The organism is Thioclava sediminum (genome assembly GCF_002020355.1).
In the GTDB taxonomy this organism is placed as follows: Bacteria; Pseudomonadota; Alphaproteobacteria; order Rhodobacterales; family Rhodobacteraceae; genus Thioclava; species Thioclava sediminum.
Genome location: NZ_MPZV01000002.1, coordinates 74,813 through 98,635 on the forward strand (window position 1 = coordinate 74,813; position 23,823 = coordinate 98,635).

A 23,823-nucleotide genomic window follows, 5' to 3' on the forward strand; every position below is an offset into this window, starting at 1 on the left:
CCAATTTTTCAACTGTAATGAATCACCCCAAGGGACCGGGGCGGCGTTCTTCGTTGAGCAGCACATTCGCCTCGACCTGCCCGACCCCGGGCAAGGTCATGATCCGACGCCGCAAGACCCGTTCGAAATCGGGCAGATCGCGCGCAGTGACCCGCAGCCGGTAATCGAAGAGCCCGAGGACGTGCTGCACGAGCTGCACCTCCGGGATCGCGGTCACCGCGCGCTCGAAATCCTCAAGGCTGACGCGGCCTTTCGCGGCGAGCTTCACGCCCAGAAAGACCGTCACGCCGAACCCCAGCGCCTCGGGATCGACGATGACACGCCGCCCCGCGATAACGCCCGCATCCTGCATCCGGCGGATTCGTCGCCATGTCGCGGGCTGGGAAAGCCCGAGCTTGCGGCCCAACGCCCCCGCGCTTTGCGTGGAATCGCGGCTCAGCGCCCGCAGCAGCTGGCGGTCGAAGTCGTCGAGATCGAGGCTCATATCGGCAGCTCCGCGCTGGATTTGATCGTCGAGATCAGCATCAGAGCATCGAGTTCGGCGATATGCGGCAGGGTCAGAATGCGGTTGCGGTAGATCTCCTGATAATGCGCCATGTCGCGGGCGATGACCTGCAGGCGCATATCGGTGGAGCCGAGGAAGCTTTGGATTTCAATGACTTCCGGAACCTCTCGCGCGGCGGCGGTGAATTCGTCGAAAGCGCGCGGGTTGGTCTTATCCAAGGTGAAGCGCAGGGAAACCTCGACCGCCCAGCCGAGCGCGTGCCAGTCGATCAGCGCCTCTTCCCCGCGGATCACCCCGCCTTCGCGCAACTTCTCGATCCGGCGCCAACAGGTTGCGGGCGTGACGCCTGCGCGCTCGGCCAGCTCGGCCGAGGGGAGACCCGGCTCCGCCATCATCTGACGCAATATCCGCCGGTCGGTATCGTCGATCTGCATGATTTTTCCGATTTTATCCAAAAACGCGAATGACTTTTATCCTCGATAGCGGATACACTCAACTTCTGAACGCACATTCGCGCAGAACCTTCTATTCTCACCCTCAGACAAGAAGGAGGAACGCCATGCGCGTCTATTATGATCGCGATTGCGATGTGAACCTGATCAAGGACAAGAAAGTCGCCATTCTTGGCTACGGCTCGCAGGGCCACGCCCACGCGCTGAACCTGCGCGACTCGGGTGCGAAGAACGTGGCCGTTGCGCTGCGCGACGGCTCGCCCTCGAAAGCGAAAGCCGAAGCCGAAGGCCTGCAGGTGATGGGTATCGCGGAAGCGGCTGCCTGGTGTGACGTGATCATGTTCACCATGCCCGACGAACTTCAGGCCGAGACCTACAAGAAGTACGTCCATGACAACCTGAAAGACGGCTCGGCGATCGCGTTCGCCCACGGCCTGAACGTGCATTTCGGCCTGATCGAGCCGAAGCCCGGCATCGACGTGATCATGATGGCGCCGAAAGGCCCGGGTCACACCGTGCGCGGCGAATACACCAAGGGCGGCGGCGTGCCGTGCCTCTTCGCGGTCGAGAACGACGCGACCGGCAAGGCGCAGGACATCGCGCTGAGCTACTGCTCGGCCATCGGTGGCGGCCGCTCGGGCATCATCGAGACCAACTTCCGTCAGGAATGCGAAACCGACCTGTTCGGCGAGCAAGCGGTTCTCTGCGGCGGCCTCGTCGAGCTGATCCGCATGGGCTTCGAGACCCTCGTGGAAGCCGGTTACGAGCCGGAAATGGCCTATTTCGAGTGCCTCCACGAAGTGAAGCTGATCGTCGACCTGATCTATGAAGGCGGCATCGCGAACATGAACTACTCGATCTCGAACACCGCCGAATATGGCGAGTATGTCTCGGGTCCGCGCATCCTCCCCTACGAGGAAACCAAGAAGCGCATGAAGGACGTCCTGACCGACATCCAGACCGGCAAATTCGTGCGTGATTTCATGCAGGAAAACGCGGTCGGCCAGCCCTTCTTCAAGGCGACCCGTCGCATCAACGACGAGCACGAAATCGAGCAAGTCGGCGAGAAGCTGCGCGCCATGATGCCCTGGATCTCCAAGGGCAAAATGGTCGACAAGTCGCGCAACTGATCTGCACGACAGCGACGAGATTGGACCCCCGGCCTATGCGCCGGGGGTTCTTTTATGTGCGGGGTTACACCCAGTAACTGGCGCCGTTGGCCATGTTCATCGTCACGCCCCAGGCGAGGTAGAAGAGCCACACGCCGGTCAGCAGCTGGAACACGCCGCCCGCCTTTTCCGCCGTCTCGCTATTGGTCCAACGCGCGCCGAATTCGGCGAGATAAATCAGCATCAGGCCGATGAAGAGGATCGCAGCGGGAATGTCGCCATTGCCCCAGAACGAGATCGTGCCCATCGCGCTCAACCCGAACAGCGGGATCGCCATCCACGCCTCGGGCCCGGGATCGGAATGGGTGTAGCGACGCAGGCCGATGACGAACCAGTGGATGCCGTAGAGCGAAAAGGCGACAGCCGCCATGTAGAGCGGCGCGGCATTGGCGAAGACCGGAAACCATGTCAGGCCGATCATCAGGTAGATGCCGGTCAGAAGCTGGCCGAACCCGCCAAGGAAGATACCCCAGAGACCCAAGGTTCGCTCCTGCGCCAGCGGGTCGCCGGACCAGCTCGGGCCGTTCGCGACGGCCGCGCCGCCCTGGACGAAATAGTTGATCGAGAGCGATAGGAAGCCGATCGCGAGCGGCCAGAAATCTGATGTGGGAAAAATGGATGATTGGTCCATGACGCACCTCCGGTAAATATCGCCCCTCCATTGCTCCAAAGCCGCGGAAGGCCTTGAAGTTCAGTCACGTTTTGGTCACTCCAGACGCTGACCGCGGCAGCGCGTCGCCTTGCGGGGCTACGGGTTTCTTGTCACAGTTCCGCGAATTGAAAGGGAAGCAGATGGCCGAACCCGACCACGAGGAACTCGAAGCGATCTTCGAGGAGCGCGCAAAATTCTTCACCCCGAGATGGTTCGGCGATCTCTTCGCCGGGCGGCTCGCACCGGGAGATACGTTCTGGGCCGGGAATTACGGACCCGCGCTGGTGGTGGTGCCGCTGATCGTGATCCTGGCGCTGTTCACCGCGCTGATCTCGCCAGGCCATCTTGGCGCGTTCTTCGGAAGCTTCGCTGTGGCCGCGGGGATCTACCGGATCGCTGTGTTGATCGGTTTGACCCGCTCGGTCTGGCGCGCGGAGGCCGGCCCGACATTCTGGCGCTGGGTCGGCGTGCTCTGGACCGTGTTCGAAGCGGTCGCCCTGATCTGGCTGGGGCTGGGCCTCTTCGGCGGGTAAGAAAAAAGGGGGCGCGACGCCCCCTCTACTTCGCTCTTTCAAAATATCCCGGGGACGGCCGCAGGCCGGGGGCAGAGCCCCCTCACTCTCCGTTGATTGTCGCCCTACGGCGGCGGGGGCGGAGCCCCTTCATTCTCCGTTGATTGTCGCCCTACGGCGACGGGGGCAGAGCCCCCTTACGCGGTTTCGGCCTCGACAGCGGCGACGATGCTGTCGACCGTCGCCTCCAGCAACCCCTCGTCCTCGCATTCCGCCATCACGCGGATCAGCGGCTCGGTGCCGGATTTGCGGATCAGAAGACGGCCCTGACCGTTCAGACGGTTCTCCGCGTCCAATATCGCTTTTGCAACATTATCGGCGCTCAGAGGCTCCTGCCCCGCCTGATACCTTACGTTTTTCAACATTTGCGGCACGGTCTCGAATTGCCGCACGAGGTCGGAGGCGCGCAACCCGGTCTCGACCATCGCGGCGAGGAATTGCAGCCCCGCCATCAGCCCGTCGCCGGTCGTGGCGTAATCGGTCATGACGATATGGCCCGATTGCTCGCCGCCCAGATTGAAGCCGCCTTCGCGCATCCGCTCGACCACGTAACGGTCGCCGACCTTGGTGCGCTCGAGCCGCAGCCCCTCGGCTTCAAGGAAGCGCTCCAGCCCGAGATTGGACATCACGGTCGCCACGAGTGCACCGCCCGAAAGCTGACCGGATTCAGCCCAGCGTTTCGCAAACAGCGCCATGATCTGATCGCCATCTGCGACATGGCCGGTCTCGTCGATGATCATCACCCGGTCCGCATCACCGTCGAGCGAGATCCCGAGATCGGCGCCATGCGCCACCACGGCCTCGGCGCAGGTGCTGACATGGGTCGAACCGCAGCCATCATTGATGTTGCGCCCGTCGGGCGAGACGCCGACCGGGATCACTTCGCAGCCAAGCTCCCACAGAACCGCCGGCGCCGCACGATAGGCCGCCCCATTGGCGCAATCGACGACCACTTTCAGGTCGGGCTTGCGCAGCTTCGGGAAGGTGGTCTTGGCATATTCGACATAGCGCCCCAGACCGTCGTCGATCCGCTTGGCGCGGCCGATATTCTCGGGGCGCGCGAGGCGGATATCCGTGTCGAGCATCGCCTCGATCTCGGTCTCGGCCTCGTCGCTGAGCTTGAACCCGTCGGGGCCGAAGAACTTGATCCCGTTATCCTTGGCCGGGTTGTGGCTGGCGGAGATCATGATCCCCATATCCGCGCGCATCGAGCGGGTCAGGTAGCCCACGGCGGGCGTCGGCACCGGGCCGAGCAGCAGCACGTTCATCCCCGTCGAAGTCAGACCCGCCGTCAGCGCGTTCTCGAACATGTAGCCCGAGAGACGCGTGTCCTTGCCGATCACCACGCGGTGGCCGCGCGAGTCGTCCTGCCGGAAATAGCGGCCCGCCGCAGCGCCCAGTTTCAGCGCCATCTCGGCGGTCATGTTGCCCGAATTGGCCTCGCCGCGGACACCATCGGTGCCAAAAAGCTTCCTGCTCATTCCTCAAAACCTCTTTTGATCGCGTCCCAGAGCCGGATGCCTTGGGCGATCTCGGCCACATCGTGGACGCGGTGAATTTGAATGCCCTGATCGAGCCCGGCGAGCGTCACGGCCAAAGTGCCGGGGGCGCGGCTATCGGCCTCCTCGGCGCCGCCCACGGCCCCGATGAAGCGTTTGCGCGACACGCCGAGCAGGACGGGGCAGCCCAGCCCGTGAAACAAGCTGAGACCGCGGATCAGGGCGAGATTGTGCTGCGCGGTCTTGCCGAAGCCGATACCGGGGTCGGCGATGATCGCCTCGCGCGCGATGCCGTAATCCTCGGCCAGCGCGATGCGGTCTTCGAGATAGTCGTAGACGTCGAGCAGCACATCCGTGTAGCGCGGATCGTCCTGCATCGTCTCTGGCAGGCCCTGCGCATGCATCAGGCAGATCGGCGCGCCGGAGACCTGCGCCACCTCGACCATGGCCGGATCGAATTCCATCGCGGAGACATCGTTGAGCATCGCGGCCCCCGCCTCCAGCGCCTGATCAGCGACCAGCGACTTGCGGGTATCGATGGAGATCGGCGCATCGAAATCGGCATCGCGCAGCGCCGCAATCACGGGCGCGGTGCGGGCGATCTCTTCGTCTTCCTCGACTTCCGTGGCGCCGGGACGGGTCGACTCGCCGCCGATATCGAGAATGTCAGCGCCCATCTTGCGCAGCGCAACGGCGCGCTCGATCGCAGCATCCTCGACGTCGAAGCGCCCACCATCGGAGAAGCTGTCAGGCGTGACGTTCAGGATGCCCATGATCCGCGGCGCATCGAGCGTGATCCCGGCGACCGGCGTTCGCGGGGCGCAGAGCCGCTCCATCACCTCTTCGGGCAGATGGGCTGCGGGGATGATCTCGGGCTCGCCATCGCGGCGCAGAATCTCCACCTCATCGAACCAGCACCAGCCCCCCGCGAGGGTCAGGGCCGTGTCGGGACGGGCGGAGTCGGTTCGGGCGACGGGTCGATAATAGAGCTTCTCCATGCGCACCATTCACCCGATTGCGCCCGAGAGTTCAAGCCGTTCAGAGCGGGCGCGTCTCGACCGGCACGCGGCTTCCTGCCGGGGCTGAAACAGTCCCGTGAACTTCCAGCCGGGTCGCGGCCATCTGCTCGGCCAGCCACAGCGCCAGCGCCATCGCGTCGCGCGCGGGGCTTTTCGGGCCGTCGGTCGCGTCCAGCACGATCTTTGAGGGCGCCCAGACGACCATCTGGCCATGGCGCATCGCCCAGTCGATCTCGGTGCGGGTCGCCACCACAACGCAGCGCGGATCGCGGGCCGCGAGCCGCCATGCGTTCTGCTCGATCGCGAGAAGGTCGATGCGGCGCTGCGTGGGCCCCTGCCCGCTTTCGGGCACGGCGCCGTCGGGCAGCCCCACGGCGAGGATCACCGGAAGGCCCGTCTCCTGCAGCACGTCGAGCCGCGCCGAAAGGTCGGGCGCGTCGATAGCGGCGTTGGAGAGATAGGCCACCACCGGGTGCAGCGTTTCCTCCACCCCACTCTCGTCCACGCTTTTCACCGGGACGGAGGCGCGGGAGCGCACGATCTCGACGCCAAGCGCGCCGGGGCCGCGGTCGAGCTTTTCGATCCGCACGAAAACGCGCATCGCCTGCGGGCTGGCGAGGATACGCTCCGCCACGCCGGCTGCGAGCGTCTCCAGCAGGTTCACCCGTTCCTCGGCCAGTTCCGCCGCGATCGCCTCGGTGATCCGGTCATAGGAGAGGATGCGATCCACGTCGTCCTCGAGCGGCTCCGGCGTGGGCCGCACCTCCACCACCACGTTGAATTGCAGGCGCTGCGTGTGGCCACGCTCCTGCTGGAAGGCGCCGATATCGGCCTCCACCACATGGTCGCGCAGCGAGATGCGATCCCGAGGGTCGGTGGGCGCAGAGGCCGCCGCCCGCGCTTCGGGATGCGAAAAGGCGAGGGAAATATCGGAACTCATGCGCGCCTCGGGAATTTTTCTGTCATGTCGAGCATAGAAAAAGGGCGGGCCGAAGCCCACCCTCAACCGTCATTTCATCGCCTGCCCGCGACGCGGGCCCCTGAAAGCGCGGCCTCAGTTCGAGGCGGTGCGCACCGGGTTGGCGTAGAAGATGTGATGGCCGATCGACGCGGTTTTCGCGAAGCGGCGCGACCAGCTCGGGCGCACGGCAAGCGTGTGGAAGTAGGTCGCCCCATCGGTCAGCGAGCGCGGCGCGCCATCGATCATCGCCCGGGCGACTTTCGCGACTTCGGCGTAGGCCCCCTTGTTGCGGACGGTGTCGGAGCGACCGTCGCAATACCAGCTGAACTGGCAGGCGCGCGAATTGCCCTGATGGACAACGCCGCAGATCGAACCGGGGAAGCGCGGATCGTCGACACGGTTCAGGATGACCTCGGCGACGGCCTGCTGGCCCTTCACACCTTCGCCACGCGCTTCGAAGTAAAGCGCCTGCGAGAGGCATTGGAACTGCTCGCCACCCTTGGCAGCGGGTTGCGCGGACAGCCACTTGGCCGAAAGGACTTCCGGCAGAGTCGCATGTTTTTTCGAGCGTTCCGGCGCCATGGTGAGCGCGGTGACGCGTCGTTTGTCGATCGCGCTCATCGCGGAGCGCTCCGTCCACAGGACCGACATCAGTCCTTGTTCGGCGACCTCAGTGGGGTCGTTCGACTGGCTTACCGTGACTTCGGCACGCAAGCCTCCGGCGAGGGCGAGGAGGATGGCAGCACCCCCCGTCCAGCTTTTCAGCAGTGACATGGTTTTCTTCCGATAAGGTCAATCGCCGCGCACCCCCCATTGAGCCGCGACGGCGCATCGCTTACCCGAGCGAGCTATCCATGTCTAGGTTTTCACGAAAAAATGCGCGACCCCCTACGGAGTCACGGCGGAATCTTGCCAAAATGCACGGTGATTTGCGTGCTATGTCCCTGTCGAATCGCATATCGCGACGCGCGAAGATTTGCCAATGGTATTTGAGAAAAACGGCCAAATTTTCGCTTCTGTGACCTTACCTCTAGGGAAAAGATCGACCGCGCGGCGCAAGGAGTGCGAAATGGGCAGCAGCGAGACGAGCGACCGGCACCCGGAAAGGCGAACAGGAGACATAATCGAATCCCGCAGCCCGGCAGAAGGCGATTGATTCGGGGTTTCCGCCATGTTCGCCGCAGACCGAGATCGTGACATCGGGCCGGGCGGAGCGTCCGCGCGCAGCCCCGATCAGCAGCAACTCCCCTACCCCTTCGACGTCGAGGATATGGAACGGGTCTTCGCTATAGACCTGCTGGTTTACATAGGTCGACATGAAGCGGCCCGCATCGTCGCGGGAGAGCCCGTAGGTCATCTGCGTGAGGTCGTTGGTGCCGAAGGACAGGAAGGCCGCGTGTTCGGCGATCTCACCGGCGCGCAGGGCCGCACGGGGCGTCTCCACCATCACGCCGAGGCGGTAGGTGAAATCTTCCTTGGTCTCGGTGCGCACGGCGACGGCGACCGCATCGACCCGAGTTTTCACGATCTCCACCTCGCGCGAGGCGGAAACGAGCGGGATCATGATCTCCGGCACCACCTCGGCGCCACGGCGGAGCGCCTCCACTGTGGCCTCGAAGATCGCGCGGGCCTGCATGTCGTAGATCTCGGGCACAGTCACGCCCAAGCGCACGCCACGCATCCCCAGCATCGGGTTGAACTCGGACAGGGCCTCTACCCGGCGCGTGACCTCGGACAGCGGACGGTCCAGCGCCTCGGCCAGTTCACGCATCCCCTCGCGGTCATGCGGCAGGAATTCGTGCAGCGGCGGGTCGAAGAGACGGATGCAGACCGGCTCCCCCTTCATCAGTTCGAACAGAGCCCCGAAATCGTCCCGCTGCATCGGCAGCAGCCGGTCGAGTGCTGCACGGCGATCCTCCGGCCCGTCGGCGAAGATCATCTCGCGCATCACCGTCAGGCGGTCTTCGTCGAAGAACATATGCTCGGTCCGGCACAGGCCGATCCCGTCGGCCTCGAACATCAGCGCGGTGCGCGCATCCTCCGGCGTGTCGGCATTGGCGCGAATACCGATATCGCGCACCAGATCGGCCCAGCTAAGAAGCGTGCGGAACCCGTCATCCAGCGCAGGCGCGAGCATTTCCGCCGTCCCCACCAGCACCTCGCCATTGGTCCCGTCGAGCGTGATCGTATCCCCCTCACGGAACAGCCGTCCCTTGGGGCCGCGGAACTGGCGCTCGCGGCTGTTGATCTCGATCTCGGCGCCGACGATGCAGGGCAGGCCCAGACCGCGCGCGATCACCGCCGCGTGGGAGGTCATCCCGCCGCGCTCGGTCAGCACGGCGACGGCGGCATGCATCCCGCGGATATCCTCGGGCGAGGTTTCGCGGCGCACGAGGATACAGGGCTCGTCGCGCGCGGCAGAGGCCTGCGCGGCGGCGGCCGAGAACACGATCTTGCCGGTGGCCGCCCCCGGAGAGGCCGCGATCCCGCGCGCCAGCACGTCGCGGGGCGCACGCGGATCGACCTGATAGTGCAGAAGTTCGGTGATCGCGCGCGGCTCGACGCGGAGCAGCGCATCCTCGCGAGAGATAACATCGTCATTGGCCAGCGCCACCGCGATGCGCACGGCAGCCCGCGACGAGCGCGGCACCCGCACCGCGTCGATCACATGGACCTTGCCGCTTTCGATGGTGAACTCGATCTGCATCTCTTCACGCAGCTTCACCCGGCAGCGCGCGCCGTAATCCTTCAGCGTGTCGAAGACGCGGCCATCCGCCTCTTCGAGCGAGGCCCCGCGCGGGTCGCGCGTGAGATAGAGCGTCTCGACCGCGCTGGTACGGCCCTGGCTCTGGCCGCGGAACCGCCCGGTGATCTGCGGCGCGCCAGTGACGCTATCGACGAATTGCATCGTGCCCGAACCAGACAGGCCCGGCCCGATCCCCAGCGCCATCTCCTGCACCAGAAGTCCCAGCACCGCATCGGGCGGCGCGCCCTTGGCCTGACGCAGCAGCCGCGCCGTCGTGCCCTCCCAAGCCCGCGCCATGGAGCGCAGCACCTCGGCCAGCTGCTGGGCGCCCGATTGCGGGAAACGCTCGTCGGTTTCCTCTTCATAGGCGTCGAGCGCGGCTTCCAGCGCGCCCGGCCCGGGCTCCTGCTGGAACATGTCCGGATCGAGCCGCGCCACATGGATCGAGTAAAGCTGCACGAAGCGCAGATAGAGCGCGTCGGCGGCCTCGCTGCCATGCGTGTTCGACAGCACCGCATGCATGTCGTCATTCATGCCGACATTGAGCACCGTGCCCGGCCCGCCCCATTCGGGATTTTCCGGGCTCGGTCGCACCGAGACCAGCATCTGCGGCCCGAAGCAATCCGCGATCGCGGCCATGTCGAAAACCTGTCCCGACGCGATCGCGCGCACGGTTTCGGCGGGCAGAGCGACGGTTTTCGGGACGGGAAGGTCGAGCCGGATCAGCCGTTGAAGGCATTTCGCGCGCCAGCCGTGGCGCGCCTTATCGACCGACGCCGTGGGCGTAAGGGTCACAAAATCAGCGTTTTCAACGGGTTTCTGCATTGCAGCGCGCCTTCTCTCTCGACGCAGGATAGGCTGATTCCCCGCCCTCGCAAGTGTGACATTCGGACAGAAGACGTGGCGTCACTGGCCCGCCCTGTTTCGGCCTTGCGACAGGAGGCGCCGTGGGGGCGCCTCCGGCGGGGATATTTACACCAAGAGGAAGGATCAGCCTTCGATCTTGGTGAGGTCGGCCACATCGAGACAGATTTGCCGGATGCGCGAAAGCAGGTTCAGACGGTTGCGCCGCAGGATCGGGTTGTCGGCGTTGATCTGCACCGCCTCGAAGAAAGCGTCGATCGGCGCGCGCAGGTCGGCCATGGCGGACATTGCGGCAGCGAAATCTTCGTCTGCCATCGCCGGAGCGATCTTGGCTTCGGCGGCGTCGAGCGCCGCGAAGAGGGCCTTTTCCTCGTCGGTTTCCGCGAATTTCGGATCGGCGCCGAAGCTGTATTCCACCCCGTCCTTTTCCTCGGCCTGCGTGAGGATGTTGTTCGCGCGCTTGAAGCCCTGGATCAGGTTCTCGCCATCGTCGGTCTTGAAGAAGTCCGACAGCGCCTCGGCCCGTTTGACGACGAGGGTGAGATCGTCGCTGCCCGGCATGGCGAGCACGGCGTCGATCACGTCGTGACGGATGCCCGCATCGCGCAGGTGGACCTTGAGGCGGTCGTGGAAGAAGGAGAGGAGGTCGTCTCGGGTAGTCACGGTGTCAACTGCGGCGTTCAGCGCGAGGCCGACACGGATCGTTTTGGAAACCTCAATTCGCAGCTCATTCGCCAGCACCAACCGGATCACACCCAGCGCCGCGCGACGCAGCGCGAAGGGGTCCTTGCTCCCCGTGGGCTTCTCGTCGATCGCCCAGAAGCCGGTCAGCGTGTCGATCTTGTCGGCGAGGGCAACGGCGACCGAGACGGGCTCGGACGGCACAGCATCGGACGGGCCAAGCGGCGCGTAGTGGTCGCGGCAGGCATCGGCGACGGCGTCAGACAGCCCCGCCTTTTGCGCATAGTAGCGGCCCATCACGCCCTGCAGCTCGGGGAATTCATAGACCATTTCCGAGCGCAGATCGGATTTGGCGACGCGGGCCGCCTCGGCGGCGAGGTCCGGCTTGGCGCCGACCAAGGGCGCGATTTCGCGCGCGAGGTTTTCGATCCGGCGGATGCGGTCGCCTTGGCTCCCGAGCTTGTTGTGGAAGGTCACGGCGTCGAGCCCCGCGCCCATGCCTTCGAGCCCGTGGGCCTGAACGGTGCGCAGATCGTTTTCCCAGAAGAACTTGGCGTCCGACAGACGCGCCGAGAGCACTTTCTGGTTGCCCGCGAGGATCGTCGCTCCGTGATCGGCGGTCTCGCGGTTGGCGACGGTCACGAAACCCTCAATCCGGGCGGTCTTGGGGTTCTTCACCGAGAAGAATTTCTGATGCTCTTTCATCGAGGTCTGCAGCACCTCGGGCGGCAGGTCGAGGAATTCGCCGTCGATCTCGCCCATCAGGGTGACGGGCCATTCGACGAGACCGGAAACCTCGGCCAGCAGACCCTTGTCCGGCACCACTTCCCAGCCCTTCGCGAAGGCCATCTGCGCGGCATCGTGGTCGATCGCCTCGGCGCGCTCATTGGGGTCGAGCATGACCTTGGCGGCTTTCAACTGCTTGGCGTAGCTCTCGTAGCCCGAGACCTGAAGCACGTCGGGCGCCATGAAACGGTGGCCGCGCGTGGTGTCGCCGGCCTTAATGCCGTCCACGTCGAGCGGCACGACGGTCGCGCCGGCCTCGTCGGTCAGGATCGCGAGGATCGAATGCAGCGGGCGGACCCAGCGCAGCGAACCTTCGCCCCAGCGCATCGATTTCGGCCAGGGGAAGTTGCGGATCGTTTTCTCCAGCACCTCGGCCACGATCTCGGTCGCGGGGCGGCCCGGCTTTTCGATCACCGCGAAATAGACCTGCCCCTTCTTGTCGTCGCGCGCCTCAAGCTGATCCATGCTCAGCCCGGTCGAGCGCAGGAAGCCCTCGATCGCCTTTTCGGGCGCGTCGGTGCGCGGGCCCTTGCGCTCTTCGCGCAGGGTCGGCGAGTTGGCGGTCAGCCCCTCGACGGTCAGCGTCAGGCGGCGCGGGGTCGAGAAAGCGCCGGCGGAGGCATAGGTCAGACCCGCCTCGACGACGCCATCGGTAATCAGTTTCTTCAGATCCTCGCGGGCCTTGGCCTGCATCCGCGCGGGGATTTCTTCGGAGAACAGTTCAATCAGAAGATCGGGCATGTCATTTCTCCGCTTCGTCGTTCAGTTGGTGCCAGACATAGGCCCGGCCATCGGGATAAAGAGCCACGACGCGGTCAACGCCGGGGTGGATATTGTGTTGCGACAGGAAGGCCACCGCGCGGCCTGCCTCGAGGTCCGCGCCGATGGTTTTCGCATCATAGCAGTCGAACCATTTCGGGCCGATCAGCGGGGTCGGTCGATCATAGACCTCATAGGTCTCGGTCGCCGTTGCAATCGACAGATCGGTGTCGAAGCAGGCCCGGTAGCGCAGGGGCGAGCTGTCCGCGTCGATCCCTTTGTAGCCCTCGGCCTGCAGCTGGTCCTGCGTCGTGCCGTCCAGCTCCATCAGCGAGACTTTCGCCGCGTCGGAGCCCGGCGCTATCTCGTCGTAATAGCCGTATTCCTGCGAATAATAGACCACCGCGCCGAAGACGAGCGCGATTACCACGATGCCGCCTCCGATGAGCTTACCATTCACGCGACAGCCTCGCCGGTTTCGCTCTGGGAGGCCCCGCCCGCTTCGGTCTGCACGAAAGCGTCGGCGCAGGCCTTGGCCAGCGCGCGAACGCGGCCGATATAGGCCTGACGCTCGGTGACCGAGATCACGCCGCGCGCGTCGAGCAGATTGAAGAGATGCGACGCCTTGATGCACTGGTCGTAGGCCGGATGCGCCATGATGATCTTGCGGCCCGCATCGTCGGCCTCGGGCGAAGCGAGGATACGTTCGCATTCGGCCTCGGCATCCTCGAAATGGCGCAGCAGCGTCTCGGTATCAGCCACGTCGAAATTCCAGCGCGAATATTCCTGCTCGGTCTGGCGGAACACGTCGCCGTATTTCAGCGCGATCGGCGCGGAGGGGTCGTTATAGGGCATGTCCATGACGTGATCGATGCCCAGCACATACATCGCCAGACGCTCGAGCCCGTAGGTCAGCTCGCCCGAGACCGGCTTGCAGTCATGGCCGCCGACCTGCTGGAAATAGGTGAACTGGCTGACTTCCATACCGTCGCACCAGACCTCCCAGCCAAGCCCCCACGCGCCGAGCGTCGGGCTTTCCCAGTCGTCTTCCACGAAGCGGATATCGTGCAGTTCGGTATCGATCCCGATCGCGCGGAGCGAGCCGAGATAGAGCTCCTGCAAGTCCGGCGGGCTCGGTTTGATGAGCACCTGATACTGATAGTAGTGCTGCAGGCGGTTCGGGTTCTCGCCATAGCGGCCATCGGTCGGACGGCGCGAGGGCTGAACATAGGCGGCCGCCCACGGCTTGGAGCCGAGCGCGCGCAGCGTCGTCGCCGGGTGGAAGGTGCCTGCCCCCACTTCCATGTCATAAGGCTGCATCACCGCGCAGCCTTTCGAGGCCCAATAGCTCATCAGGCGCAGGATGATTTCCTGAAAGGATTTCGGGGCGTCCGGGTTTGCCATATTTCGCACCTTCCGTTGAAGCGCCTTCTCTCTAGGCAAGGGGCGCGGGGGCGTCAACGCCCTGCAAGGATTAGGGCGGACGATCTGCGCAACTCGACATGCAATGCTGCGGCCCCCGCCCCACAACGACGTATTTCATGACTCAAAAGAGGGCGTTTGGGGGGTGACCTCCGCCCGCGTTTCGCTAAGGTCGGGGGAAAAGCATATTTTACGGGGGCAGCAATGCGGGCAATTTCACGGACAGTTTCGATCGTCGTCGGAGCCAGCCTCACCGGCATGATCTGGACCGGCACGGCCTGGGCCGAAGCCTGGGTGCAGATCGAGGCGAAAAGCTCGCTTGCCCAAGCCGAAGCGCGCGCCCGCGACTGGGCGGGCATGTTCCCCGACACGACCGGTTTCCGGCTCGATTCCGGCTGGTATGCGATCGCGCTCGGCCCCTTTGCCGATGATGCGGAGGCGAATGCGCGCCGCCGGGTTCTGCGCCGCGAGGGGCTGATCCCGCGCGACAGTTTCGTGGCCGATGGCAACAACTTCCGCCAGCAGTTCTGGCCGGTCGGCGCGACCTTGAACGCCCCCGCGCAGGTGCCCGAACAACCCGCCCCGCAAGCCGACACCCAAAGCGACGTGCGCGGCGCGCCGATGCCCGCCCCGATCGACGTGGAGCCTCTGGACGGGCCGGATGCGACCGCGCAAACGGGCGATCAGACCACGCCCCCGGACACCGCTGCGCAAGACACCGCCACCGCGCCTGAGCCGGTGAACCCCGACACCACAACCACAGCCGACACCCCTGCCCCGCAGGAGGTCACGCCCGCGCCCGAACCGGTCGAGACGCTGCGGGACTCGCGCCGGTTGGAGGCCGCACTCGATCCGCAGACCAAGCGCGACATCCAGACCGCTCTGGAATGGGAAGGCAGCTATCAGGGCGCGATCGACGGAATTTTCGGCCGCGGCACCCGCAATTCGATCGCCGACTGGCAGATGAAGAACGATTACGAGCCGACCGGCGTACTGTCCTCGACCCAGCAGGCGGCGCTTCTGGACAAGGTCGCCTCCGAGCGCGCGGCGCTGGGGCTGCAGACCGTGACCGAAGATCAGGCCGGCATCCGGATCGACCTGCCGATGGGGCTGGTGAAATTCGACCGCTACAACGCGCCTTTCGTGAATTACGCGCCCAAGGATGGCAGCGGCGTGCAGGTTCTGCTGATCTCGCAGCCCGGCGACGCCGCGCGGCTGCGCGGTCTTTATGACGCGATGCAGACGCTCGAAATCGTGCCGACGGGGGGCGAGCGCAACATTCGCGGCAACAGCTTCACCATCGAAGGCCAGAACACTGCTGTGCAGTCCTACACCCATGCGGAACTCTCGCGCGGGCAGATCAAGGGCTTCACGCTGGTTTGGCCCGCCGGGGACGACACGCGCCGGGCCCGCGTGCTCGACGCGATGAAAAAGAGCTTCACGCCCATCGGCACCTCGTCGCTCGACGCGACGCTCGGCCAGCCGATGTCGGTGACGCGGGCCGCCCTGATGGCGGGGATCGAGAAGCGCGCGCCGATCTTCTCGCGCTCGGGCTTCTTCATCGATGCCGATGGCCATGTGCTGACCGCCGCCGAGGGGCTCGACCAATGCGGGCGGATCACCATCGAGGATCACCCCGCCTCGCTCAGCTTCGACGGCGGCGCGAAGGGCTATGCGGTCCTGACCCCGAAAGACACGCTGGCGCCGAAGGAAGTCGCGAAGTTCAACCCCGATGCCCCGATGGCCGGGAGCAAGGTGGCGGTGGCGGGCTTCTCCTATCCCGAAGCGCTCTCCGCGCCGGTGCTGAATTTCGGCACGCTCTCTGCGCTCAAGGGGCTGGAGGGGCAAGACAGTCAGGCCCGGATCGAGGCGCAGACCCGCGCGGGCGACGTGGGCGGGCCGGTGCTCGACGGCACGGGCGCGGTCGTGGGGATGTTGCTGCCCTCGAGCGGCGACGCAAACCGCGTGCTGCCCGACAACCTGACAGTTGCGCTGCAGGCGAAGGCGATGGCGCCGGGCCTGTCGGACAATGGCTTTACCCCGAAAGCCGCAGGCATCTCGGCCAATCGCGACCCGGAGGACCTGCAGCAGATCGCGGACGGGATGGTGGTGCAGATTTCCTGCTGGAAGTAATCAGCCCCGCCAGAAGCGCGGCAGCAACAGCACGAGCACGCTCATCAATTCGAGCCGCCCGAGGCACATTGCCGCGCTCATCAGCCATTTCGCGCTGTCAGGGAAATCCGCGACCGAGCCGTTCGCGGTGATCTCGGGCCCCCATGCGGGGCCGATATTGGCGATCGAGGTCCAGGCGGCGGTCATCGCAGTCTCCGTCCCGAGCCCGGTGAAGGTCAGCGCGATGATCAGTAACCCGAAAATCAGGATGAACAGCGAGAAGAAGGCCATCACCGAGTTGACCACGCTATCCTCGACCGGGCGGCCGTCATATTGCACTTTCAGCAGACGGTGCGGCGAGTAGAGACGCTGAATCTGCGCCTTGATCGCTTCGAGTAGGATCAGGTAGCGGAACACCTTGACCGAACAGGCGGTGGAGGCCGTGCAGCCCCCGATCAGCCCGGAAATCAGCAGGATCGTGAAGGCCAGATGCCCCCATTGGGTCACGTCCTCCGAGGCATAGCCCGTCCCGGTGAAGGTCGAGACCACGTTGAACGTCACCTCGCGCAGCGTCGGCCAGAAGGACGCCTCATGGCGGATCATCCGGTAAAGAACGATGATCGCGATCGCATAGCCCATCCAGCGCAGGAAGGCGCGCACCTGCGGGTCGCGCCAGAGCGGCATCGTGTCGCCGCGCATCACCTGAACGAAGCGGATGAACGGCATCGCCGCCAGCGCCATGAAGACCGAAGCCGCGTATTCCGGCGCGCCCTTATAGGTGGCGAAGCTGGCGTCGTAATTCGAGAACCCGCCGGTGCTCATCGTGGTGAGCGCGTGCATGATCGCGTCGAACCCCTTCATCCCGAGCCCGAGATAGGTCAGCGCGCAGGCGATCGTCAGCCCGACATAGATGCGGATCAGCGCGGTCGAGATATCCATCGCGCGCGGCAGGATTTTCCCAAGCGTGTCAAAGCCTTCCGAGCGGAAGAACTGCATCCCGCCGACCTTCATCACGGGCAGGAAGATCATCGCGACGATGATGATCCCCAGACCGCCCAGCCATTGCAGTAGCCCGCGCCAGAGGTTCACCCCCGGCGGCAACCCGTCGAGATGCGGAATCGCGGTGGTGCCGGTCGTGGTCAGGCCCGACATCGCCTCGAAATAGGCATCGACCAGCGACAGATGCGGCACGCCCAGCATGAAGGGCAGCGCCCCGAAGAAGGGCAGCGTCAGCCAGACGAGCGAGGTCAAAAGAAAGCTTTGATGGATCGACAGCGTCCGGGCCAGCCCGTCACGCGAGGCCAGCGCCAGCAGCGCCCCCGCCGTCGTCGTCAGCACCGCGCTTTCGACGAAGACCAGCCAATGCGCTGCGCCATAACCCAAATCGACCGCCGCCGGGATAAGCATCGTCAGCCCCAGCACGGATGTCAGCATTCCGATGATATATCCAACCGGGCGCAGATCGATCATGCGCCCCACCTTGCCCAGAGCGCCGGTCTAGTCAATCCCAGACGGGCCCGGAGGGACCTGCAGTGGCGCAGCGTGACTTTGCAAACCCGAGCGGTTTGGTCAGTAAATTTGCCCAACTTTGCAGGTAGGCCCTTGCGCTGCGGCGCGGCAACGCTACCGTAGCGCCACTTTCGACAACAGGGAGAACGCTATGTTCAACAAGATCCTCGTGGCCAACCGTGGCGAGATCGCCATCCGAGTGATGCGCGCCGCCAACGAGCTCGGCAAGAAGACGGTCGCCGTCTACGCCGAAGAGGACAAGTTGGGCCTGCACCGCTTCAAGGCCGATGAAGCCTATCGCATCGGCGAGGGCCTCTCCCCCGTCGGCGCCTATCTCTCGATCGAAGAGATCATCCGCGTCGCCAAGGAAAGCGGTGCCGATGCGATCCACCCGGGCTATGGCCTGCTGTCGGAGAACCCCGATTTCGTCGAAGCCTGCGACGCCGCCGGCATCACCTTCATCGGTCCGAAGGCCGAAACGATGCGCGCGCTTGGCGACAAGGCCTCGGCGCGTCGCGTGGCGATCAAGGCCGGTGTGCCGGTAATCCCCGCGACCGAAGTGCTGGGCGAGGATTTCGACGCGATCAAGAAAGAGGCCGCAGAGATCGGCTACCCGCTGATGCTGAAAGCCAGCTGGGGCGGCGGCGGGCGCGGCATGCGCCCGATCTTGGGCGAGGACGAACTGGTCGAGAAGGTCCGCGAGGGCCGTCGCGAGGCTGAAGCCGCCTTCGGCAATGGCGAGGGCTATCTCGAGAAGATGATCATCCGCGCGCGCCACGTCGAGGTGCAGCTGCTGGGCGACACGCATGGCAATCTCTATCACCTCTACGAGCGCGACTGCACCGTGCAGCGGCGCAACCAGAAGGTCGTCGAACGCGCCCCTGCCCCCTATCTCTCGGACGAACAGCGCGAAGAGGTCTGCCAGCTCGCGCTGAAGATCGGTCAGGCGGTCGGCTATGAATGTGCCGGCACGGTCGAATTCCTGATGGATATGGACTCGGACAATTTCTACTTCATCGAGGTGAACCCGCGCGTTCAGGTCGAGCACACCGTGACCGAAGAGGTCACCGGCATCGACATCGTGCAGGCCCAGATCAAGATCGCCGAGGGCGCGACGCTGGCCGAGGCCACCCGCGCCAAATCTCAGGACGAGATCGAGCTTTCGGGCCACGCTCTGCAATGCCGCGTGACCACCGAGGATCCGCAGAACAACTTCATCCCCGATTACGGCCGCCTGACCGCCTATCGCTCGGCGACCGGTAACGGCATCCGCCTCGACGGCGGCACCGCCTATGCGGGCGGCGTCATCACCCGCTATTACGACTCGCTTCTGGTGAAGGTCACCGCCTGGGCGCAGGATCCCGATCAGGCGATCCGCCGGATGGACCGCGCCCTGCGTGAATTCCGGATCCGCGGGGTGAGCACGAATATCGACTTCGTCATCAACCTGCTCAAGCACCCGACCTTCCTCGACATGAGCTACACGACGAAGTTCATCGACACGACGCCGGAGCTGTTCGACTTCAAGCAGCGCCGCGACCGGGGCACCAAGATCCTGACCTATATCGCGGATATCACCGTCAACGGTCACCCCGAGACCGCGGGCCGCAACAAGCCCCATGCCGAGGCGAAACCGCCGCGCCTGCCCGCCTACAAGGATGAGGCAAAGCCGGGCAGCCGGAACCTGCTCGAGAAAGAGGGCGCGAAAGCCGTCGCCGATTGGATGAAGGCGCAGAAGAAGCTGCTGCTGACCGACACCACGATGCGCGACGGTCACCAGTCGCTGCTGGCGACCCGGATGCGCTCGATCGACATGATCAAGGCAGCCCCCGCCTATGCCTCGAACCTCAGCGATCTGTTCTCGGTCGAATGCTGGGGCGGCGCGACCTTCGACGTGGCTTACCGCTTCTTGCAGGAATGCCCGTGGCAGCGCCTGCGCGACATTCGCGAGGAGATGCCTAACATCCTGACGCAGATGCTGCTGCGCGCCTCGAACGGCGTGGGCTACACGAACTACCCCGACAACGTGGTGCAATTCTTCGTTAAGCAGGCCGCGGAGAGCGGCGTCGACGTGTTCCGCGTCTTCGACTCGCTGAACTGGGTCGAGAACATGCGCGTCGCGATGGATGCGGTTATCGAAAGCGGCAAGATCTGCGAAGGCACGATCTGCTACACCGGCGATATCCTCGACCCGGACCGCGCCAAGTATGACCTGAAATACTATATCGGCATGGCGAAAGAGCTGGAGGCCGCAGGCGCGCATGTGCTGGGCCTCAAGGACATGGCAGGCCTGCTGAAACCCGCCGCCGCCCGCAAGCTGATCGCGGCGCTGAAGGAAGAGGTCGATATCCCGATCCACTTCCACACCCATGACACGAGCGGAATCGCGGGGGCTACGATCCTCGCCGCGGCAGATGCGGGCGTCGATGCGGTCGACGCGGCGATGGACGCCTTCTCGGGCGGCACTTCGCAGCCCTGCCTCGGCTCGATCGTGGAGGCCCTGGCCCATACCGAGCGCGACACCGGCCTCGACATCCACGCGATCCGCATGATGTCGAACTATTGGGAGGCCGTGCGCCACCAATATGCGGCGTTTGAGAGCGGTCTCGAAGCCCCGGCCTCCGAGGTCTATCTGCACGAGATGCCCGGCGGCCAGTTCACCAACCTCAAGGCGCAGGCGCGCTCGCTGGGGCTGGAGGAGCGCTGGCATGAGGTGGCCCAGGCCTATGCCGACGCCAACCAGATTTTCGGCGATATCGTGAAGGTCACGCCGTCCTCGAAAGTCGTGGGCGACATGGCCCTGATGATGGTGGCACAGGGCCTGTCGAAGGAAGACGTGCTCGACCCGGCCAAGGATGTCTCCTTCCCGGATTCGGTCATCGACATGATGCGCGGCAATCTCGGCCAACCGCCCGGCGGCTGGCCCGAGGGGGTTGTGAAGAAGGTGCTCAAAGGCGAGCATCCCTCGACCGAGCGCCCGGGCAAGAACCTGCCCCCGGTCGATCTGGAAGCCGCCCGCAAGGAGGTCTCCGAACAGCTCGACGGGCGTGAAATCGACAATGAGGATCTCGCCGGCTACCTGATGTATCCCAAGGTCTTCACCGATTACGCCAGCCGCCACGAAGCCTATGGCCCGGTGCGCACCCTGCCCACCCCGGTCTTCTTCTACGGGATGGAGCCGCAGGACGAGATCTCCGCCGAGATCGACCCCGGCAAGACGCTGGAGATCCGCTATCTCACCACCGGCGAAACCGACGAGCTGGGTGAGGTGAAGGTCTATTTCGAACTCAACGGCCAACCCCGTGCCGTGCGCGTCCCGAACCGCGCGGTGAAGGCGACGACGGCGGCGAAGCCGAAGGCCGAGGCAGGCAACCCGAACCATATCGGCGCGCCGATGCCGGGCTCGATCGCCTCGATCGCGGTCAATGTCGGCCAGAAGGTGAAACCGGGCGATATGCTCCTGACCATCGAAGCGATGAAGATGGAGACCGGCATCCATTCCGACCGCGAAGCCACGGTGAAGGCGATCCATGTCTCGCCGGGGGCGCAGATCGACGCGAAGGATCTGCTGGTCGAACTGGAGTAATCGTCGCAGCATTGAACAAAACGCGCGCCGAGGCCCCGCCCCGGCGCGCGTTTTTATTTGTTGGAAAGATCAGGTCCAGAACGTCATTGGGAACACGGAGGCCCCTGTTTCTTGTCGACCGCCCTACGGGCAACATTGACAAGACCGCCCGGGATTATAGGATCGTAACGATTTTTATCAGCATCTTAATCTATTCATAATTTCCAGAAAGATTTGTGAATGACTACGATTAGAGCGGAGTCCGGCTGCGCGAAAGCAGGCATCAATTTCGAGAAAATTTCGCGCTGGCAATATCTCCTGACACAACGTGAGATTACGGACACGATCCTGAAGCGTTATAGTTTCGGCGGCTGGCACCTTCATGTCGGCGACGGAGTATGCGTTTCGAAGCTGGAAGATGCCAAGGGCCGTGCGATCGGCCTTTTCATCGGTATCGGAGTCGATAACGAGACGTTGGTGAAGGGCACCCATAAAATCCTGTCACTCGATTTGGATCGCGATAGCTTCTTCGAGGATTTCGAAGACTGGCTCTTTTATGTTTCCGGTCGGTATAATGTATTTATTGCCAAAGGCGCTTCAAAGCGATTTTACAGTGACGCAGTCGGCATGAATGGCATGGTCTATGACCGTGAAGAACGACAGGTCGCGTCGAGCCTTGCCCTTTGCATCGAGCGCGACACAACACCTCATCCGCTATACGACCATTCTCTCATCGAGCGCGGCGAAGGCAATTACAGCCTGTTCCACAGTTACGATAAGGATGTCCGTCGCGGAAATCCGAATTTTTATCTCAATCTCAATGACTTTTCTGAAACTCGCTTTTGGCCGCGCGACGAGGATTTCACGACGGATCGATCACATGACGATATTTACGGAGAAATAATTCGACGAACCTCGAAGGTTATCGGAGAGATCAACGCTAACTTCAAAACTGCGCTCCCGTTATCGGGAGGGCAGGATAGCCGCTTGCTCGCTTCGATATCGCGCACGAACCTCGCGGGCTTCGACCAATTTTTCACCCATATCCATAATTACGCGAGCAGGATCGACGCAACGATCGCTGGAACACTCGCGAAGGTCCTGCAGGTCGACCATGAAATCCACGACAAGCGGAATATCAAGGTCTCTGAAGAGGATGTTTCGCGGTTCGAAGCCGAATTCCATGCCGCGCTCGGGTTCAAGAAAAAGCTGACCCGAGAAGTCGCTCACGGGCTGCATGAATGCCTCGAGGATAGGATGGTAATCCTGCGCGGCCACCAAACCGACTTGTTGCGTGCCGTGTTCATCGACAAACTGGGCGAGGACGGAAGAAACAATCTACGCTGGCAAGTCAAACGCCTGCTGATCGTTCCGGGCAAAGCGTTCGACCGCAAGACATACAGGACGTTTCTACCCGAGTATCAGAACTGGGTCGAAACGCTTCCGGAAAACGCTGCGAAACGCCAAGTCGACCTTATGTTCCTCGAAATATACTATAGCTCGACAATCGGGCTCATTTTCCCGGCACTTACGCGAAACTTCTTCATGTCGCCCTTCAACAGTCGACATCTGATATCCCTGTCTCTTTCAATCGAAGAGGGTTATCGCAAAAACAGCTTTGCGGTTAACGATATTATTTTCCAGGTTGATCCTGAGCTTCACGACGTCCCGTTCGATTATGAATTTGGCGGTGCCAATCTCGGGCGCATCGACGACCAACAGGCGATGGCGGAGCTGACAGCCGCGCGCCGCAAAGCCAGCGAAACGCGCGTCGCACTCAGGACCCAGCACCCAGATTTGGCGGCGTCCGAGGACGTCCTTGTGCCCTGAGCGACGAGCTCGCGCATGAAGCTCGAGGGACGAGGGGCACCGTAGAGGACTGAACTTCCGTCTCGCGGCGTCGCAAAACGTGTCCGCGCGCATCCAGACGTCGGCAACGGTTAGACGTGCCGCCAAACACCCTCTGCACGTTCGGCAGATGACGGACGCTCAGGGGCGCCCGCCTCCGATTGCGATGTCTTGTCGGAATTCTACGACGAAGAGGCCGCGCCACCTGCCCCGGCTCGAATCTCATGGATCGGATCGCAGGAGCCCCATGCCGTCTCAGACCGATAGCCTCGCGGGCGCACCGCGATCGAGGCCTTACCGCTGGCCTTCAAACGGGTCACGCGAAACTCGACGCGCGGGGTGTAGTAGTTGCGCTTGGTCTTGAGCCTGTCGACCTTCCAGCCAAACGTCGTGCGCTTTGGATTGTCGACAAGCACCTGCACCGGCTGCAACGGCAAGTCGAAATGATGGAGGAACGTGTCATAGACCTTCCATTCCCCGCCCGGGATTTTCAGCAGATCGACCTCGCCGGGTGTCGAATTCGACAGATGGCCGGTCTCGAAGGTGCAACGCATCACCTGCGTCCCGCGCGGCAGCTTCGGCTGCTCGGGATTGGCCAGAACCGGGCCAGCGGAAAAGACGACGAAAGCTGCGAAAAGAAATGGACGGAACATATGGCCTCGACAAATTAATCGGGCACGAAGCGGCCCGATTAATGCAAGA

At 63.8% G+C, this 23,823-nt stretch carries 18 protein-coding genes; 5 read left to right on the forward strand and 13 right to left on the reverse strand.

What is annotated here, in order from left to right:
- Window positions 1-22 precede the first annotated feature (22 nt).
- Window positions 23-484, reverse strand: a complete 462-nt coding sequence (locus BMI91_RS07640; protein WP_078604542.1) for an Lrp/AsnC family transcriptional regulator — start codon at window positions 482-484, stop codon at window positions 23-25.
- Window positions 481-939 carry an Lrp/AsnC family transcriptional regulator gene (locus BMI91_RS07645; protein WP_078520268.1) on the reverse strand — a complete coding sequence of 153 codons (459 nt, stop codon included), beginning with the start codon at window positions 937-939 and terminating at the stop codon, window positions 481-483. The genes BMI91_RS07640 and BMI91_RS07645 overlap by 4 nt, the downstream gene beginning before the upstream one ends.
- 29 nt (window positions 940-968) lie before the next feature.
- On the opposite strand from BMI91_RS07645, the gene ilvC reads away from it, so the two are divergent.
- Complete coding sequence (ilvC, locus tag BMI91_RS07650) at window positions 969-2,087, forward strand: ketol-acid reductoisomerase (RefSeq protein ID WP_279627330.1); 1,119 nt, start codon at window positions 969-971, stop codon at window positions 2,085-2,087.
- Between the two features lie 64 nt (window positions 2,088-2,151).
- Here the strand turns inward: ilvC and BMI91_RS07655 are convergent, their stop codons facing one another.
- Complete coding sequence (locus BMI91_RS07655) at window positions 2,152-2,757, reverse strand: hypothetical protein (RefSeq protein ID WP_078604543.1); 606 nt, start codon at window positions 2,755-2,757, stop codon at window positions 2,152-2,154.
- A gap of 161 nt (window positions 2,758-2,918) precedes the next feature.
- Here BMI91_RS07655 and BMI91_RS07660 point away from each other — a divergent pair, with 161 nt between their 5' ends.
- The gene (locus tag BMI91_RS07660) at window positions 2,919-3,311 is read left to right on the forward strand and encodes a hypothetical protein (RefSeq protein WP_078520270.1); all 393 of its coding nucleotides are present in this window, start codon (window positions 2,919-2,921) and stop codon (window positions 3,309-3,311) included.
- Window positions 3,312-3,487: 176 nt separating this feature from the next.
- Here BMI91_RS07660 and glmM read toward each other — a convergent pair whose 3' ends face one another.
- From glmM to BMI91_RS07700, 8 genes are all read right to left on the reverse strand, one after another.
- On the reverse strand, window positions 3,488-4,831 hold the full coding sequence (gene glmM / locus BMI91_RS07665) for a phosphoglucosamine mutase (RefSeq protein WP_078604544.1): 1,344 nt from the start codon (window positions 4,829-4,831) through the stop codon (window positions 3,488-3,490).
- Entirely contained in the window at window positions 4,828-5,847 is a 1,020-nt protein-coding gene (gene folP, locus BMI91_RS07670) for a dihydropteroate synthase (RefSeq protein ID WP_078605094.1), read from the reverse strand. The genes glmM and folP overlap by 4 nt, the downstream gene beginning before the upstream one ends.
- Before the next feature lie 40 nt (window positions 5,848-5,887).
- Entirely contained in the window at window positions 5,888-6,808 is a 921-nt protein-coding gene (locus BMI91_RS07675) for a dihydroneopterin aldolase (RefSeq protein WP_078604545.1), read from the reverse strand.
- Window positions 6,809-6,922: 114 nt separating this feature from the next.
- A complete protein-coding gene (locus BMI91_RS07680) occupies window positions 6,923-7,603 on the reverse strand; it encodes a cell wall hydrolase (RefSeq protein WP_078604546.1) in 681 nt (226 codons plus the stop codon).
- A 256-nt stretch (window positions 7,604-7,859) separates the two neighbouring features.
- On the reverse strand, window positions 7,860-10,400 hold the full coding sequence (locus tag BMI91_RS07685; protein ID WP_078604547.1) for a putative PEP-binding protein: 2,541 nt from the start codon (window positions 10,398-10,400) through the stop codon (window positions 7,860-7,862).
- A gap of 165 nt (window positions 10,401-10,565) precedes the next feature.
- On the reverse strand, window positions 10,566-12,647 hold the full coding sequence (gene glyS, locus BMI91_RS07690) for a glycine--tRNA ligase subunit beta (RefSeq protein WP_078604548.1): 2,082 nt from the start codon (window positions 12,645-12,647) through the stop codon (window positions 10,566-10,568).
- A 1-nt stretch (window position 12,648) separates the two neighbouring features.
- On the reverse strand, window positions 12,649-13,125 hold the full coding sequence (locus BMI91_RS07695) for a DUF6446 family protein (protein ID WP_078520276.1): 477 nt from the start codon (window positions 13,123-13,125) through the stop codon (window positions 12,649-12,651).
- On the reverse strand, window positions 13,122-14,069 hold the full coding sequence (locus BMI91_RS07700; RefSeq protein ID WP_078604549.1) for a glycine--tRNA ligase subunit alpha: 948 nt from the start codon (window positions 14,067-14,069) through the stop codon (window positions 13,122-13,124). Before BMI91_RS07700 ends, BMI91_RS07695 begins: the two co-directional genes overlap by 4 nt.
- Before the next feature lie 222 nt (window positions 14,070-14,291).
- On the opposite strand from BMI91_RS07700, the gene BMI91_RS07705 reads away from it, so the two are divergent.
- Window positions 14,292-16,220, forward strand: a complete 1,929-nt coding sequence (locus tag BMI91_RS07705; protein ID WP_078604550.1) for a trypsin-like peptidase domain-containing protein — start codon at window positions 14,292-14,294, stop codon at window positions 16,218-16,220.
- Here the strand turns inward: BMI91_RS07705 and BMI91_RS07710 are convergent, their stop codons facing one another.
- The gene (locus tag BMI91_RS07710) at window positions 16,221-17,669 is read right to left on the reverse strand and encodes a TrkH family potassium uptake protein (protein ID WP_078604551.1); all 1,449 of its coding nucleotides are present in this window, start codon (window positions 17,667-17,669) and stop codon (window positions 16,221-16,223) included.
- 190 nt (window positions 17,670-17,859) lie between these two features.
- Here BMI91_RS07710 and BMI91_RS07715 point away from each other — a divergent pair, with 190 nt between their 5' ends.
- Window positions 17,860-21,294 carry a pyruvate carboxylase gene (locus BMI91_RS07715; RefSeq protein WP_078604552.1) on the forward strand — a complete coding sequence of 1,145 codons (3,435 nt, stop codon included), beginning with the start codon at window positions 17,860-17,862 and terminating at the stop codon, window positions 21,292-21,294.
- Window positions 21,295-21,513: 219 nt separating this feature from the next.
- On the forward strand, window positions 21,514-23,103 hold the full coding sequence (locus BMI91_RS07720) for a hypothetical protein (protein WP_078604553.1): 1,590 nt from the start codon (window positions 21,514-21,516) through the stop codon (window positions 23,101-23,103).
- Between the two features lie 200 nt (window positions 23,104-23,303).
- Here BMI91_RS07720 and BMI91_RS07725 read toward each other — a convergent pair whose 3' ends face one another.
- Window positions 23,304-23,774 (reverse strand): hypothetical protein, encoded by a 471-nt coding sequence (locus BMI91_RS07725; RefSeq protein ID WP_078604554.1) that lies wholly within the window; start codon window positions 23,772-23,774, stop codon window positions 23,304-23,306.
- Window positions 23,775-23,823: the final 49 nt, after the last annotated feature.